The sequence below is a fragment of the Emticicia sp. GW821-FHT11C11 genome, from assembly GCF_058808615.1.
The window spans coordinates 1,210,424-1,225,918 of the sequence record NZ_JBXARV010000002.1 but is presented as its reverse complement, the minus strand read 5'-3'; the positions used below and the strand labels follow the sequence as shown (position 1 = coordinate 1,225,918).

The 15,495-nt window shown below is 42.7% G+C and carries 12 protein-coding genes; 8 read left to right on the top strand and 4 right to left on the bottom strand.

Going from position 1 to position 15,495, the window contains the following annotated elements; genetic code table 11:
- Positions 1 to 159 precede the first annotated feature (159 nt).
- Positions 160 to 1,416 carry a glutamyl-tRNA reductase gene (gene hemA, locus AC1RRY_RS15070; RefSeq protein ID WP_492819353.1) on the top strand — a complete coding sequence of 419 codons (1,257 nt, stop codon included), beginning with the start codon at positions 160 to 162 and terminating at the stop codon, positions 1,414 to 1,416.
- A gap of 66 nt (positions 1,417 to 1,482) precedes the next feature.
- Here the strand turns inward: hemA and AC1RRY_RS15065 are convergent, their stop codons facing one another.
- Entirely contained in the window at positions 1,483 to 3,204 is a 1,722-nt protein-coding gene (locus AC1RRY_RS15065) for a M3 family oligoendopeptidase (RefSeq protein WP_492819355.1), read from the bottom strand.
- A gap of 205 nt (positions 3,205 to 3,409) precedes the next feature.
- On the opposite strand from AC1RRY_RS15065, the gene AC1RRY_RS15060 reads away from it, so the two are divergent.
- Genes AC1RRY_RS15060 through AC1RRY_RS15045 form a run of 4 tightly spaced genes read left to right on the top strand, consistent with a single transcriptional unit; the run spans position 3,410 to position 9,650 of the window.
- Positions 3,410 to 4,129, top strand: coding sequence for a GDSL-type esterase/lipase family protein (locus AC1RRY_RS15060; RefSeq protein ID WP_492819357.1), 720 nt, complete (start codon positions 3,410 to 3,412; stop codon positions 4,127 to 4,129).
- A gap of 26 nt (positions 4,130 to 4,155) precedes the next feature.
- Positions 4,156 to 5,451, top strand: a complete 1,296-nt coding sequence (locus tag AC1RRY_RS15055; RefSeq protein ID WP_492819359.1) for an acetylxylan esterase — start codon at positions 4,156 to 4,158, stop codon at positions 5,449 to 5,451.
- Positions 5,448 to 7,502: a ComEC/Rec2 family competence protein gene (locus AC1RRY_RS15050; RefSeq protein ID WP_492819361.1), complete on the top strand. Its 2,055-nt coding sequence runs from the start codon at positions 5,448 to 5,450 to the stop codon at positions 7,500 to 7,502. Before AC1RRY_RS15055 ends, AC1RRY_RS15050 begins: the two co-directional genes overlap by 4 nt.
- A 39-nt stretch (positions 7,503 to 7,541) precedes the next feature.
- On the top strand, positions 7,542 to 9,650 hold the full coding sequence (locus tag AC1RRY_RS15045) for a TonB-dependent receptor (protein ID WP_492819363.1): 2,109 nt from the start codon (positions 7,542 to 7,544) through the stop codon (positions 9,648 to 9,650).
- 38 nt (positions 9,651 to 9,688) lie between these two features.
- Here AC1RRY_RS15045 and AC1RRY_RS15040 read toward each other — a convergent pair whose 3' ends face one another.
- Positions 9,689 to 10,822: a lactonase family protein gene (locus tag AC1RRY_RS15040; protein ID WP_492819365.1), complete on the bottom strand. Its 1,134-nt coding sequence runs from the start codon at positions 10,820 to 10,822 to the stop codon at positions 9,689 to 9,691.
- A gap of 89 nt (positions 10,823 to 10,911) precedes the next feature.
- On the opposite strand from AC1RRY_RS15040, the gene AC1RRY_RS15035 reads away from it, so the two are divergent.
- Together AC1RRY_RS15035 and AC1RRY_RS15030 are read left to right on the top strand one after the other, a co-directional pair.
- Complete coding sequence (locus tag AC1RRY_RS15035; protein ID WP_492819367.1) at positions 10,912 to 11,478, top strand: GNAT family N-acetyltransferase; 567 nt, start codon at positions 10,912 to 10,914, stop codon at positions 11,476 to 11,478.
- Between the two features lie 70 nt (positions 11,479 to 11,548).
- Entirely contained in the window at positions 11,549 to 12,397 is an 849-nt protein-coding gene (locus AC1RRY_RS15030; protein ID WP_492819369.1) for a bifunctional transcriptional activator/DNA repair enzyme AdaA, read from the top strand.
- Between the two features lie 33 nt (positions 12,398 to 12,430).
- On the opposite strand, the gene AC1RRY_RS15025 is transcribed toward AC1RRY_RS15030, so the two are convergent.
- Together AC1RRY_RS15025 and AC1RRY_RS15020 are read right to left on the bottom strand one after the other, a co-directional pair.
- Positions 12,431 to 12,685: an Ada metal-binding domain-containing protein gene (locus tag AC1RRY_RS15025; protein ID WP_492819371.1), complete on the bottom strand. Its 255-nt coding sequence runs from the start codon at positions 12,683 to 12,685 to the stop codon at positions 12,431 to 12,433.
- Positions 12,682 to 13,395, bottom strand: coding sequence for a 2OG-Fe(II) oxygenase (locus tag AC1RRY_RS15020; protein WP_492819373.1), 714 nt, complete (start codon positions 13,393 to 13,395; stop codon positions 12,682 to 12,684). Before AC1RRY_RS15020 ends, AC1RRY_RS15025 begins: the two co-directional genes overlap by 4 nt.
- A 140-nt stretch (positions 13,396 to 13,535) precedes the next feature.
- Between AC1RRY_RS15020 and AC1RRY_RS15015 the strand changes: the two genes are divergently transcribed.
- Positions 13,536 to 15,449 carry a GNAT family N-acetyltransferase gene (locus AC1RRY_RS15015; RefSeq protein ID WP_492819375.1) on the top strand — a complete coding sequence of 638 codons (1,914 nt, stop codon included), beginning with the start codon at positions 13,536 to 13,538 and terminating at the stop codon, positions 15,447 to 15,449.
- Positions 15,450 to 15,495 lie beyond the last annotated feature (46 nt).

The following is a 15,495-nucleotide window of genomic DNA, read 5'->3' as shown; positions in this document are numbered from 1 at the left end:
TACTAATTCTTCTTTTGTATTTTTCTTAGTTGAAAAACCATAAAATGCAACCTGAAGTTTAGAACCTTTCTAAATTACAAAAACTGACAAAAATCATAACATTTCATAACAATCAAATTGTTTTCTGACCGTAAATTTGCAGAGAATTTATTGAATGACATGTACGGACACTTTAAAGCAATATCCATTTCTCATAAAAATGCCTCTCTGAATATAAGAGAGCAAATTGCACTTAATGAAGAGGAATGTAAGAATTTAATGCTTAAAATACGCGAAACATTTGATGTTTCCGAAACACTTGTGCTGTCTACCTGCAACCGCACCGAGATTTATTACTACGCCGAGAATAACATTAGCGAAGATATTATACGCCTGCTGGCAAGCTTAAAAGTTCTGAACTCGAACGAAATTCTTCCTTATTTTGATTTTATCAACAATCACAATGAGGCTGTCAATTATCTGTTTGAAGTGGCTTTGGGTTTACAATCTCAGGTAGTGGGTGACCTGCAAATACCGAATCAGGTAAAACACGCCTATCAATGGTCTGCCGATGTGCAAATGGCCGGACCGTTCCTGCATCGTTTACTGCATACCATTTTCTTTACCAACAAAAGGGTAGTTCAGGAAACGGCATTCAGAGACGGAGCCGCTTCTACTTCTTATGCTACGGTTGAGGTACTGGAGAGTTTCTTACCACTGCTTTCAAATCCGAAGATTCTGGTAATAGGCTCAGGTGAAATAGGTGAAGATGTATGCAGAACCCTGGCAGATAAAAATTATCAGAATATAACCATTACTAACCGCACTGCCGCCAAAGCTGCAGCGCTGGCACAGGAATTAGGTTTTAAAGTGTCTGACTTTAGTACGGTTCATGAACAGATATTAGAGTCTGATATCGTGATTTCGTCAGTGCGGGTTGAAGAGCCTTTAATTACAGCCAACACGCTTAACAACAAAACGCTTGCCGTTAAATACCTGATTGACCTTTCGGTACCACGCAGCATTGCACCTGAGGTAGAAGAATTAACCGGCATTGTGTTGTATGACTTAGACGAAATTCAACGTCGAGCCAATGAAGCTTTACAACGCCGCTTAGATGCTATACCAGAGGTAAAAGGTATTATTGAAGAGGCGCTGGGAGAATTCAACAACTGGTCGCAGGAAATGATTGTTTCACCAACCATTCAGAAATTGAAAGGGGCATTGGAGCAAATCAGAAAAGAAGAAATGGCCCGTTTTGTAAAAGAATTGTCGGCAGAGGAAGCAGAGAAAATGGAAAAAATTACGGCAAGCATGATGCAGAAGGTTATTAAACTACCGGTATTGCAATTAAAAGCTGCTTGTAAACGTGGAGAAGCCGAAACACTGATTGATGTATTGAACGACTTATTTAACCTTGAAAAACAGGTTGTGTAATAATCCTTGTATCCTATAAAGAATGAAGAAGCCGACCTTGCAGTCGGCTTTCTTTTTATAGTCTGATTATCTCAATTGCTCTAATTCACTTTCTACGAAGGCCATCAGCTCGGCAATGTATTCTTTCGAGAAGTCGAACTTCACGTTGGCAGCTTCATAAATTTTACCTATCGGTGCGGTGTAACCCAGGCGTAATGCGTTCAGATATCCCTCTAATCCTTTTGCACTGTCTTGTTTATAATTACGCCATACACTGATGGCACCCAGCTGCGCCATACCGTATTCGATGTAATAGAACGGTACCTCAAATACGTGCAATTGTCTTTGCCATACGTATTTTTTGAAACGCTCAAAGCCTTTCCAGTTCGTAACAGAATCTGAAAACAACTCAAATATCTTCAACCATGCTTCCTGTCGTTCTTCAATGCTATGGGTTGGGTTCTCGTAAATCCAGTGTTGGAATTTATCTATAGTGGCTATCCACGGCAACACTTCCAGAATGTCTTCCAGATGTTCCATTTTGGCACGTTTCAGGTCTTCTTCGTTATCAAAAAAAGCTCCCCAGTGTTCCATAGAAATCAACTCCATCGACATCGAAGCCAGCTCAGCTACTTCTGATGGCGTACTACGGAAGGTGTTCAAAGGTAAATCTCTGATTTCGAAGGAGTGAATGGCGTGGCCTCCCTCGTGCACCATGGTTACTACGTCTCTCAGGCTGGAAGTGGCATTCATGAAAATAAAGGGCACCCCGATTTCTTCTAAAGGATAGTTGTATCCGCCGGGCGCTTTACCCACACGCGACTCAACATCAAAATGCCCCATGGTGCGCATAATGCGAATGTAATTAGCCAATCGGGCATCTATCTGATTAAAACACTGAATCGTTTTGTCTAAAAGACTTTCTCCGTCTGAAAACGGTTTTAAAGCTGGTTTTCCGTCTACATCTACTTTCAAATCCCAGGGGCGTAATTCATCTACTTTCAGCTTTTCTTTCCTCTCTTTCGCCATCTTGTCTACCAATGGCACAACGGTTTCAGCTACTGCTTCGTGGAAATTAAAGCAATCCTGCGGGGTATAATCAAAACGCCCCATGGCGGCAAACATGTAATCACGAAAATTACTAAAGCCTGCATTCGTAGCAATCTGGTGGCGCAGGTCTCTTAATTCATTGAAAAGGCCGTCCAGTTGTTCGTGATCCTGATAACGCCTCTCTGAAATTTTAGTCCAGGCATTTTCTCTTACTGCTCTGTCTGGTGATTGCAACAAATCTCCGGCCTTTGGTAGGGTCATTTCCTGTCCGTTGATGGTCACGGTCATAGCACCAACAACCGATTGGTATTCAGCCTGTTTAGTTTGTATCTGTGTTTCGAGCGGAATATTCTCTTCGCGGAAAATCTCTACGGCTTTTTTCATACCACGAATGGTGATATCGAAGCCTTTGTCTTCCAATGCGCTCAGATACGGGCTTTCCAGCGCTTTTTTATTCAGTTGGTCATTATATGCCGATAGCTGCGGTTGGATTTCTTCCACAAAAAACTGATAGCTTTTCTGGTTATCTTCGCTGGCAGTATCGCAGGTCATTTTTATATACCGCCAGGCCATGTTTTCGGACAGATACGATTCCAGCTCGCTGCGGTCGATAAACCACCGGCGTAAATCCTGAACATTAGCAATGGGGCGATTCACCAGATTCTCATATAAGGGCTGCACTTCTGCCCACGAAGCCAACAAAAATTCTTCTCCTATAAATTGGCGGGTTTTCCGCTGAGGGATTACTATTTCTTCCATAAACACTTATTTTCAAAACCTTTTAAAGATGATACAAAGATATAATTCATTCTTCAACGAAAATCTAAGAAACTGATATAAATAACAAGTATCTGCATTGAAAGATTCGGATGTCTATTGTATCGGGCATTTCGCCTAATTTTTCAGTTTTTTAGCAATAGATTTTTCATTTTTCGATACTTTCGTAAAAATAATCTACGAGACTATGAACAAAAAACCCTTACTATTAATTATTTCCCTGATTGCCCTTTCTATTGCCTGCCAAAAAACCTTAACGCACAAGCCAATAGCCGAAAATTTTACCCTCAACTATGCGGTTAACCGATCTGAAAAAGAAATAGAAGCCTATGAAAAAGCTGACGCTGAAATCGGGTTGGATAAATTACAAGGGCAAATTGTTTTTTACGGAAGCTCGAGTATACGTCTCTGGAGAACCCTGAAAGAAGACTTTGCTCCGCTACCCGTTATTAATCATGGATTCGGTGGGTCTACTTTCCCCGAAATGACTCATTATGCCGACCGCATGATTGTGCCTTACAAACCTAAAATGCTGGTTCTGTATTGTGAAAACGATTTGTTTTCTGGCAAGGAGAAATCTCCGGAGCAAGTGTTTGATGCCTTTGCAGAACTGGCCACGCTGATTCAGAATAAACTGCCCAAAACCAAAGTGTATTACATTTCGATGAAACCCTCCATCTCGAGGAAGGATAAATGGGCGCTCACCACTACCGCCGATGCCCTCATTAAGTCTTATATAGACAAGCACAAAAATTTCACTTTTGTTGATATCAGGCCGGTAATGTATGGCCCGAATGGAAAAGCAAATGGTGAGTACTTTATTAAAGACAGCCTGCACATGACACCAAAAGGCTATGCGCAGTGGACAACAGTAGTAAGACCTATCCTATTGAAAAAATATAAATAACCTGCATTATCCAACCTCTATTCAACATGAAAAAAAACTTTCTTACACTGGGTCTTTGTCTTATGGCCAGCCTGGTATTTGCGCAACCAGCCGAACGGCTTATTAAGGTAATTGTGGCCCCTGAACACGAAGACTGGACTTACAAACTGGGAGCCCCCGTTAAGTTTTCAGTAACCGTTCTGAAGTACGGTAACCCTCTTAAAAATGTCAAGATTGTTTATCAGATTGGCCCTGAGAAATTTGAAACCAAAAAAGACAGCACAATTCTGAAAGACGGGGTGATAAAACTGGATGGTGGTACTATGAACACTCCGGGCTTTTTAAGATGTACTGTTATTGCCAAGGTAGATGGTAAAGAATACCGGAATCTGGCTACGGCTGCCTTTGAGCCTGAGAAAATTCAGCCCGCCGTTGAATTACCCACCGACTTTGTACAGTTCTGGGACAAAGCCAAAGCAGATCTGGCCAAAGTACCTATCGATGCACAGATGACCCTCCTACCCGAGCGTTGTACAGAAACCGTAAATGTATATCATGTAAGCCTGCAGAATTATCGTGAGTCCGGTACCGTTCGCCTTTACGGTATTTTGTGTGTTCCGAAAAAAGAAGGCAAATATCCTGCCCTGCTCCGGGTGCCGGGCGCTGGAGTGAGGCCATATGGCGGTGATGTAAAAACGGCAGAAAAGGGTATTATAACGCTTGAAATCGGTATACACGGCGTTCCGGTCACAATGGAGCCTTATGTATATGCCAACCTTGGAATCGGCCCTTTGAATGCCTACTGGACTTATAATCTCGACAACCGCGATTTATACTATTTCAAGCGCGTGTATCTGGGTTGTGTGCGAGCCAACGATTTTCTGGTAAGTCTGCCGCAATATGACGGAAAGAATCTGGCAGTTACAGGTGGAAGCCAGGGTGGCGCTTTATCTATTGTTACAGCAGGGCTTGACCCTCGTGTTAAATGGTCGGCACCTATCTATCCTGCTTTGTCTGATATGGTGGGTTATCTGAAAGGTCGCGCCGGTGGTTGGCCTCATATTTTCGACAAAAACAATGTGCATAACCACACAGAAGCGAAGATTAAGACGGCAGCCTACTATGACGTAGTAAACTTTGCCAAACAGTTGAATGTGCCTTGCTTCTATTCGATGGGCTTTAATGATGAAACCTGTCCGCCAACGTCTATGTGGGCGGTTTATAATGTGATAAACTCAGCTAAAACCTTGAAGCTATATCAGGAAACCGGCCATTGGACTTTCCCGGAAGAAAATGAGACGGTAATGAACTGGTTATACGAAAAATTACTGGCAAGCAAATGAAATTCAACGCATTTCCTGTAATCAGATACTTGCTGTGTTTCATTGCAGGAATACTTGCGTATTTACAGACTAACTATTTCCATACAACTTTTTATTATTTAGGCATTGCCCTGCTGCTGGGTCTTCTGGGGGCTGTTTATGGCCGTCAGGCCGTACTCAGGGGTGGGCTTGCTTGTTTATTATTCTTCCTTTCCGGTTGGTTGTTGACCTATCATAAAACGGTTATCAACCATCCGCAACATTTTACCAATCAGGAGGGCTTCACGTATTATCGGGCGGTAATTACTTCAAATGCAGCAGTAAAAGCAAAGACTTTCGGGGTAGAATCAGCGATACAAGCTGTTAAATCGGGGGATAAATGGAAAAATGCCTCGGGAAAAGTATTGCTTTATTTCAGCAAAGAAGAACTTAAACCGACCTATGGAGCTGTTTTTTTAATAAAAGGATCACCGCAGGAAATTGACCCACCCAAAAATCCGGAAGAATTTGATTACAAACAATATCTGGCCAACAAAGGTATTTACGCACAGCAATTTTTAAAGGATAAGGACTACCAGCGATTGGGCAATAAACCACCCTCCACGCTATTCGCAATAGCGCTTCAAGCAAACTTATATGCCGATAGCGTATTTAAAGCACAGCTACAAAAACCTCGGGAATATGCCATTGCAAATGCCATGATTGTAGGTATAAGAGATGATATTGACGAAGATTTGCTCAGTGCCTATTCAGCGTCAGGAGCCATTCATGTGTTGTCGGTTTCAGGTATGCATGTAGGAATCCTATTCTGGGTAATCGGATTAGCTTTTAGTTGGTTGAAGAAAAAAGGGAAATATGGCCCCTGGTGGTTTCTCATTGTTGTGTTAAGTATTCTGTGGACTTATGCTGTTTTCACAGGCTTATCTTCAACTGTACTTCGGGCAACGGTTACTTTTTCTTTTTTGCTCATTGGCACAACAATTAATCGGTCTCATAACATTTACAATATACTGGCGGTTTCGGCTTTAGTGCTTCTGGCGTGGAACCCATACTGGCTGGTTGATATCGGCTTTCAGTTGTCCTATCTGGCTATTATAGGTATTGTATATCTGTATCCTTATCTGAATGAACTCGTTAATCCTACCAATCCGTTAATTCGGATAATGTGGGAAGGAACCGTTATCTGCTTTGCAGCCCAGTTGTTTACTACCCCGCTGAGCATTTATTACTTTCATCAGTTTCCGACTTATTTTCTCATTGCCAATCCGTTTGTGGCCCTTTTATCTTTTAGTATACTTCCGGCTGGTTTGCTGCTATTGTTTTGTGCTTACATTCCATGGGTTTCAGATATTTTTGCTTTCATTCTAAAGTATTCATGTTACGCGTTAAATGAATCCGTTTTTGCTTTTCAAAAACTGCCTCTATCAAGTCTGAAAGGCTTTTCTATCTCTGTCACTGAACTATTGGTCTGGTATATTGCTTTGGGTTTAACCATTGCCTTTTTCCGTTATTCAGAACTGAAATATCTGCGCGTTGCATCAGGGTTGTTCGTTATGCTGGCATTAGTCAATATTTATGAAGATTTCCGGCAAAACCGGCAGAAGGAATTGACTTTTCATTATTTGCCCAGACAGGCAGGCATCAGTATAATAGATGGTAAATCGGCAACCTTTATGGCCGATTCAAATGTTATAGTCAATAGTAAGGTTTACGGCTTTCATCTGAAAAACTATTATGACAAGATGGGGATCTCAAACAAGAATCTGTTAAATATCGCTCATTATGTAAATAACCAGAGTATGGCATTTATTGAGTTTGACGGCAAAAAAATCGTTTGGATTCAAAAATCTTTTAAAGCCAGATTAAAAGGCAAAGCCCATTACGTTTTACTGTCAAACAACGCCGTAAAAGACTTAGCACTTTCTTTTACTGATTTTCAACCTGATCTGATAATTGTAGACGGTTCGAATAAGCCTTATCTTGCAGAAAAACTAAAACATCAGGCTGATGAGATGGGGTTAAATTTGATTGCGTTAAACCACACCGGTGCTTATTCAGTTTCAGGAAACTAAAATTATATTAATTCAGCAGCTATCTAAAATTATCATACAATGAAATTGAAACGTTCTACGATTCTTATTACGCTCATTTTTATCACTCCTTTCTTTGCATTGGCACAGGAAACTGACAGCACCATTGCTACCAGACAATTGAGCGAAGTGATTGTACGAGGCTTCGAAACCGAAAGAAAACTCACCGAAACAGCGGCTTCTGTGGGGGTACTGACCATTAAAGATATTGAACGATTTCAGAACACAACGCTTGTACCTGTTTTCAACACCTTACCCGGTGTGCGTATGGAAGAGCGTTCTCCCGGCAGCTACCGTCTTTCTATACGTGGTAGTTCTATCCGTTCGCCATTTGGTGTTCGTAACGTGAAGGTTTACTGGAACGACATACCCCTGACTGATGGCAACGGCAACACCTTTCTGAATGCCATCGACATGAATACCGTCGGCAATATTGAGGTTATCAAAGGCCCTGCGGGAAGCATCTATGGTGCTGGAACCGGCGGTGTTATATTGCTGGGAGCCAATAAAGCCGAGGCCCAGCAGAGTTCAAAAGAAAAGCCAAGCAGCTATATTAATACCACCTTAGGCTGGGGAAGCTACGGATTGCAAAACAGGGCCATATCGTGGAATCTGGCTTCAGAGAAAATTAACTCAGTATTGAGTTACGCACATACGCAAGCAGATGGGTATCGTGAAAATAGCGCAACTGTAAGAGATGTGCTGAGCTGGCGTTCCAATTTCTTTGCTTCTGCTCATAGAACATTCAATGTATCTGCCTTGTACTCTGATATGTTTTATCAGACACCCGGAGGACTTACGCAAGCTCAGATGGACTTAAACCCTCGCCTGGCTCGTCAGGCTACGCCTACTATTCCCGGGCCTATTCAGCAAAAGGCAGGAATTTACCAGAAAGTGTTTAATCTGGGGGTTTCGCAGGAATACCGTTTCAACGAACACTGGACCAATGTAACGGCATTGTACGGAACCATAACCGAACTGAGAAATCCGTTTATTACGAATTATGAAATCCGGAATGAGCAAACTTTTGGCGGGCGTACCCGTACCACCTATGCATTCAAGACCGGAAACTTGTCTAATCGCCTTTCTGCCGGAGGGGAGTTTCAGAAATCAGACTGGGTGATTCGCAATTTTGGTAACAGAGGAGGTAAAATAGATACCCTGCAAACCAATGATAACGTGGGTGCCATAAGTTATTTTTTATTTACGCAACTGGAAACCGACCTGCCGCAAGACTTTATTCTGACTATCGGTGCCAGTTATAACCGTGTGAAATACAACTTCACACGGCTTTCTGATGTACCCAATATCAAGCCGATTGATGACTTCCTTCCGTCAGCATTTCTACCAAGAATAGCTTTACTGAAAAAAATAAAGGATAAAATGGCGGTATTTGCCAGTGTCAGCAGTGGGTTTTCTCCACCATTGGTAAGTGAATTTACAGCCGGGTACCAGAACACTACTTTTGTGCCAACGCTGGCTTCTGAGAAAGGCACCAACTACGAAATAGGTACCAGAGGGAGCCTGTTGAACCAACGGTTATCATTCGATGTTACGGCTTACTCTTTCCGACTACAGAATACCATTGTAAGGCGTGTAAACGAAGCTGGTACTGAATACTTTACTAATGCCGGAGGTACGCAACAAAACGGACTCGAAGTGCTCCTCAATGGCTGGTTGGTAAAAAATACTGAGACCAGATCTATTCAGGAAGTACGGCTCTTTACCAGCTTTACATTGGCCGACTATCAGTTTAAAAACTATAAACAGGTACAGACCGATTTGTCAGGCAAAAGTCTGACGGGTGTACCCCGGCATGTCTGGGTGTCAGGTATTGATATCACCAGTCGGCCTGGTTTTTATCTGAACTCAACCATTAATTTCACCGACCGTCTACCTGTGAACGATGCCAATACAGTTTATGCCAACAGTTATTGGTTGCTCAATGCCCGGGTAGGTTATCAGAAAACATTTAAGCCTTTAGCCTTTAATATTTATGTAGGGGGGGATAACCTGCTGGATAAGTTATACAGTCTGGGCAATGACTTAAACCCTGTGGGTAACCGGTTCTTCAACCCTGCTCCGACACGAAACTGGCAGGTGGGTGGAAATGTGAGGATATTTCTTTAAAACGAAAGAGGGCCGCCATATGGCGGCCCTCTTTCGTTTTACTTCTCTGCCTTTATCATCTTTAAACAAACCGGCATAGATACTTTCACTTCCTTACCTGTTGGTGTCAGTGTTCCGGTTTGGGCATCTCTTTTAAACAATACAATATTGTCGCTATCCTGATTGGCCACTAATACCCATTTGCCTGTTGGGTCAATCATAAAGTTACGCGGTGTTTTGCCCTGAACAGACTGATTGGTAATGTAGGTAAGTTTACCTGTTTTTTGGTCGATACCGTAAATCACCAGATGATCATAAAAGCGATTGGATCCATACAGAAACTTACCATCCGCTGAAATGTGAATATCCGCACATGAGTTTCTGCCATTATAGTCAGGAGGCAGGGTCGAAATGGTCTGGATTTCCTGCAAAGCCCCTTTGCCGTAATTATAGGCTGTTACTGTGGCATTCAGTTCCTGAATTACATAGGCCCATTTGCCATTAGGATGAAACGTAAAATGGCGCGGCCCTGCTCCATCGGCCGTTTTGGTAGCCGGAGGATTCCCCGGATTCAGATGCCCGGTTTTGGTGTCTAGCTGATACGTTACAATTTTATCTATGCCCAGATCAGGCACAAAAATATCTGTGTTGTTAGGGGCAATGTTTACCGAATGCACATGTGGCTTTTCCTGACGGCTGGCATTTACACCCTTACCTTCATGCTTAATGGTTTGTGTGGGTGCCCCCAATGAGCCATCCTTTTCAATTGGCAATATACTCAGACTGCCTCCGCCATAGTTGCCCACCAAAGCCCATTTACCGGTTTTATCTACTGATATATGGCATGGCCCCGAGCCGCCTGCCGATTGCGTGTTTAGTTTGGTCAATTCGCCGGTTTTGTTATTAAAGCTATAAGCGTTTACCGAACCGTCTTCCGTTTCACCTACGGCATAAACAAATTTCTGATTCGGGGCTACATCCAGAAACGTAGGATTCTTAATTCCTTTAACCACGCTCACAGGAGTGAAATCTCCGGTCTGGGTATTAAATTTATACACATACATGCCCTCGCTTCCCTTGTTGGTGTATGTGCCTACCAACAGGTAATAATCGTTGGTTTGCGCATGGCTACTGAACGATGTCAGAAGAAGTAAAGACAATCCGGAAAGAAATAGTTTTCTGAAATTCATCATAAGTAAAGGTTGAATAATGTTCAATAAATGTACATCAAAGATAGCTACTTTTTAGCTTTTTTATTTATTTGCGGCTTTCAATTAAAGATATGCAGGCACCTGTCATTACCACCGTAAAAACCGAAGCCGATGTAAGAGGCATTCTGGCACTTCAACAGAAAAATCTTAAAAAGAATCTTACACCTGAGCAGATAGCCAGCCAGGGCTTTGTAACCGTTGAACATGACTTCGACGTTCTAAAAGCCATGAATGAGGCACAACCCAGCGTGATTGCCAAAGACGGAGAACTGGTTGTAGGTTACTGTCTGGCCATGCTGCCTCAGTTCAGAAACGATGTGCCGGAAATCAGAAGTTTGTTTGATACCATTGATCTGATCGAATTTGAAGAAAAACCCTTAAGCAAATTTAACTATATAGTAATGGGGCAGGTGTGTGTAGGTGAAGGTTACCGAAGTATTGGGCTTTTTGATGGTATGTACCAAAAACTGCGTGAAGAATTATCGGGCAGATTTGATATGTGTATCACAGATATTTCTTCCAGAAATATCCGCTCGCAAAAAGCACACACGCGCATCGGATTTCAGAATATCAAGGATTTTCATGATACCGAACTGAATGAAATCTGGCGGGTGGTGCTATGGGACTGGCGTAATTAATTCAGCAATATTCAGATTGCCAGGGTAACCGAACCATCGTAATTTTGACCTATCAAACAAGCAAATGCAGATGGAAACTTTAGAAAACCAGGACATAATAGATTATAACCGTATAGAGAAGGCAATTCATTACATTGAAGAAAACTTTCAGCATCAACCCAGCCTGAAAGAAATTGCCGACCATGTAGCCTTATCTGAATTTCATTTTAACCGGCTATTCAGTAAATGGGCGGGTACAAGCCCGCAGCGTTTTATGCGCTTTCTTACCAAAGAATTTGCCAAAGAAAAACTGACACAAAGCGAGAACCTGCTGGATGCTACTTTCGAATCGGGACTGTCAAGCACCAGTCGTCTGCATGACTTATTCGTCACTTATGAGGCCATGACTCCCGCCGAATTTAAAGCCAGAGGCGAAGGCCTTATCATTCATTACGGAATCCATGATACTCCTTTTGGCGAATGTCTGATTGCCGTAACCGGTAGAGGCATTACGGATTTACGCTTTCTTGAAGTGGAGAGTCAAGACGCCGTCATTGCAGAAATCAAGGCCGATTTTGCCAATGCCGATTTTATATTCGACAGTGCCTTTACTGCACCATTTATTGAGAAGATATTCTACGAAAATGAAAAAGCAGAAACGCCTGTTACGCTACTTTTAAGAGGCACCAATTTTCAGATAAAAGTATGGGAGGCCTTATTAAAAATTCCTTTCGGTCAAATGGTCAGTTATAATACCATTGCCCAAAGTATAGGCCAACCTACTGCGCATAGGGCCGTAGGGACAGCCATCGGGAGCAATCGCCTGGGCTATATTATTCCTTGCCATAGAGTATTACAAAAGGTTGGAGGCATAGGAGGGTACCGTTGGGGAACTACACGAAAAAAGGCTATCCTCGGTTGGGAGATGAGTAGGGTTTAAACGTATCACGGAATGATATTCCGTGTCACAGGCTCATCCTTTCCACAGCAGGTATTCTCTTCTCATACAAACCGCACAGGGGCGATAACTCAATTGAATCGCCTCTGTTTCATTCTCAAAAAACACACGGTTTCCCACCTTCATTCTTTTTCCTGCTCGGCAGTCTAGCCTCCCGTATATTTTCAGCTTTTTATTCCCTGCCAAAGTCACCTCCTCAATCCTTATTTTCATCCATAGGGCTCTGGCTCTTTCAAAACGGCTATTGCCTAAATCTTTGTGGTGTATCATTGCGCATCATGAAAGATAATTCCCAAATTAATCCGCTTTCCGCTTTTTACCTCACTTACCCCATGCCGCATGGTGGTACGGTAATAGCCTCTTGCACCGGCTACCGGTCTGAAATTGGTGGTAAAAATAACTGCTTCTCCGCGGTTAGGTTGTAATACTATTGGTTTCGATTGCATCCTAGGGCGGTTCTCTACCATCACAAATTCGCCACCGGTATAATCAACTCCGGTCTGCGTCAGGAATATCACCATCTGAAAAGGAAAATAGACTTCTCCATACAAATCCTGATGCAAAGCATTCCAGTCTCCGGCCTGGTATTTGAGAATCAACGGCGTAGGCCTGGTTTGTCGTGTTTCGTGACATTGAGCCAAAAGCTCATCTAAACCCCCGGGAAAGGTTTTATTAATCCCCAGTTTGAACATCCATTCATTAGCCACTTTAGCCAGATGCGGATAAACCGATTGCCGTAATTCAGTAATTACATCCGGTAAAGGGTACTTGAAATACTTATATTCACCACTACCGAACTGATACCGCTTCATATTGATAATGCTTCGGTAAAGAGAGGCGTTGTCATACACTTCAACAAGCTGTTTGCATGCTTCATCAGTCAAAACCTTTGGCAATTGGACAAATCCTCTTTCATCGAGGCTTTCGGCATGCTTCTGCCAGTCCAGGTCTCTTATGTGCTGTTCAATATTTGTTAACATATCGTTAGAGTTTATTGTGGCAAAAATCTTAAAACGATTTATCCCAACCCACCCGAATCTTGCTATGTTTCATAAAAAGCAAAAAACAGACTGATAAATTAAGCTTGATATTCTATTTTTGAACAACAATTAGCAAAGCAATGAAGCAGGAGTATTTACCGATGAAAGAAGAAACACTAGACCCTGAAAACTGGGAAGAAATAAGAGCATTGGGCCACAGGATGATTGACGATATGGTCGATTACCTGAGTGGCTTACGAAATAACCCTGTCTGGCAACAACCTACCGTTGAAGTTAAAGAAGCTTTGAATCGTTCTTTACCTCAGCAAGGACAGCCCGTCGAAGAGATTTATAAGGAGTTTCTGTCTTATATACTCCCCTACAACAAAGGTAATATTCACCCGCGTTTTTTCTCATGGGTGCAGGGGAACGGCACACCTTTGGGAATGTTGGCAGATATGCTGGCCTCTGGCATGAATCCTAACACTACCCTTGGTGACCATGCTGCCATGTACGTAGAGCAGCAGGTAATTGGTTGGTCTAAAGAGATGTTTGGATTTCCGGAAGACGCAGGTGGATTATTGGTAAGCGGTGCCACTATGGCTAACCTGACTGCGCTTACGGTAGCACGTAATTCTCTCAAAGATTTACAGATTCGCGTGAATGGCACTGACGATAAACTGACCGTTTATTGCTCAGCAGAAACGCATATCTGTGTCATAAAGGCCACCGAAGTATTAGGGATTGGCAGCGCCAGAACACGCATAGTACCTGTAAACGAAGCCTTTCAGATTGATATTCCGGCACTTGTGGCCACGATAAAAACCGATTTGGAAGCCGGATTGAGGCCGTTTTGCGTGGTAGGCAATGCCGGAACGGTGAATACTGGAGCCATAGACCCACTGGAAGAACTTTACAATGTATGCCAGGAGTTTGGACTATGGTTTCATGTGGATGGCGCCTTTGGCTCCTTAGCTAAACTGACACCTCAGTTTGCAGAGAAACTGAAAACCATTGAAAAAGCGGATAGCCTTGCTTTCGATTTCCATAAGTGGTTACACATGCCTTACGAGTCCGCCTGTGTTTTAATCAGAGATAAAAAGCTACATAAGGAAGCTTTTTCGTCTATACCTAATTATCTGACTGCGCACGAAAGAGGGCTGGCTGCTGGACCGGAACCTCTAACTAACTATGGTATTGAGCTATCGAGAAGTTTCAAAGCCCTGAAAGTCTGGATGTCTTTGAAAGAACATGGCGTTCAAAAATATGCCCGGTTGGTAGAGCAGAATATTAAACAGGCAGAGTATCTGGCGCAAAAGGTTAAGGATACCCCAGACTTAGAATTGCTGGTACCTGTGAGCATGAATATTGTCTGCTTCCGTTTTAATGACGGACAGCATCCGGAAGAAGCGCTTAACAAGCTAAACAAAGAGATACTGATGCGTTTGCATGAATCAGGCATAGCAGCACCCTCTTACACACTGCTTCACGGCAAATATGCCATTCGTACTAATATTACTAATCATCGTACACGACAGGAAGATTTAGATTTATTGATAAACACCATCATTAGCATTGCCGAAGGGCTAGTTGTAAAAATCATTGAGTTCGATATGAATAATCCAGTGCATCAACAGGCATTTAAGGAAATTAATTATAACTGGATAAACCGATACTTTAAAGTGGAACAGGGAGATCTGGACTCGCTGGAAAACCCGGAAAAGTATTTCCTGGCTACCGGCGGTGCTGTGTTACTGGCTTGCTGGGGGGATGAAGTCCTGGGAACATCTGCCCTGAAACCTATGCCCGGCAACAGTTTAGAGCTCTGCAAAATGGGTGTAAGTGATGCCGCAAAAGGTTTAGGTATTGGTTTCTCCATAGGGCTGGCCGCTATCAGGAAAGCCAAAGAACTGGGTGCTAAAAGATTGTATCTGGAAACAAACTCACAACTTAGCCCTGCTTTAAATCTTTACAAAAAGCTGGGTTTCACAAAGGTTGAAAACTTCTCTTCGCCCTATGAGCGTGCAGATGTAGCCATGGAAATGTACTTATAGTTTTTCATGAAAAACTGTTATCTTCGCAATTCAAATAATCAAAGAC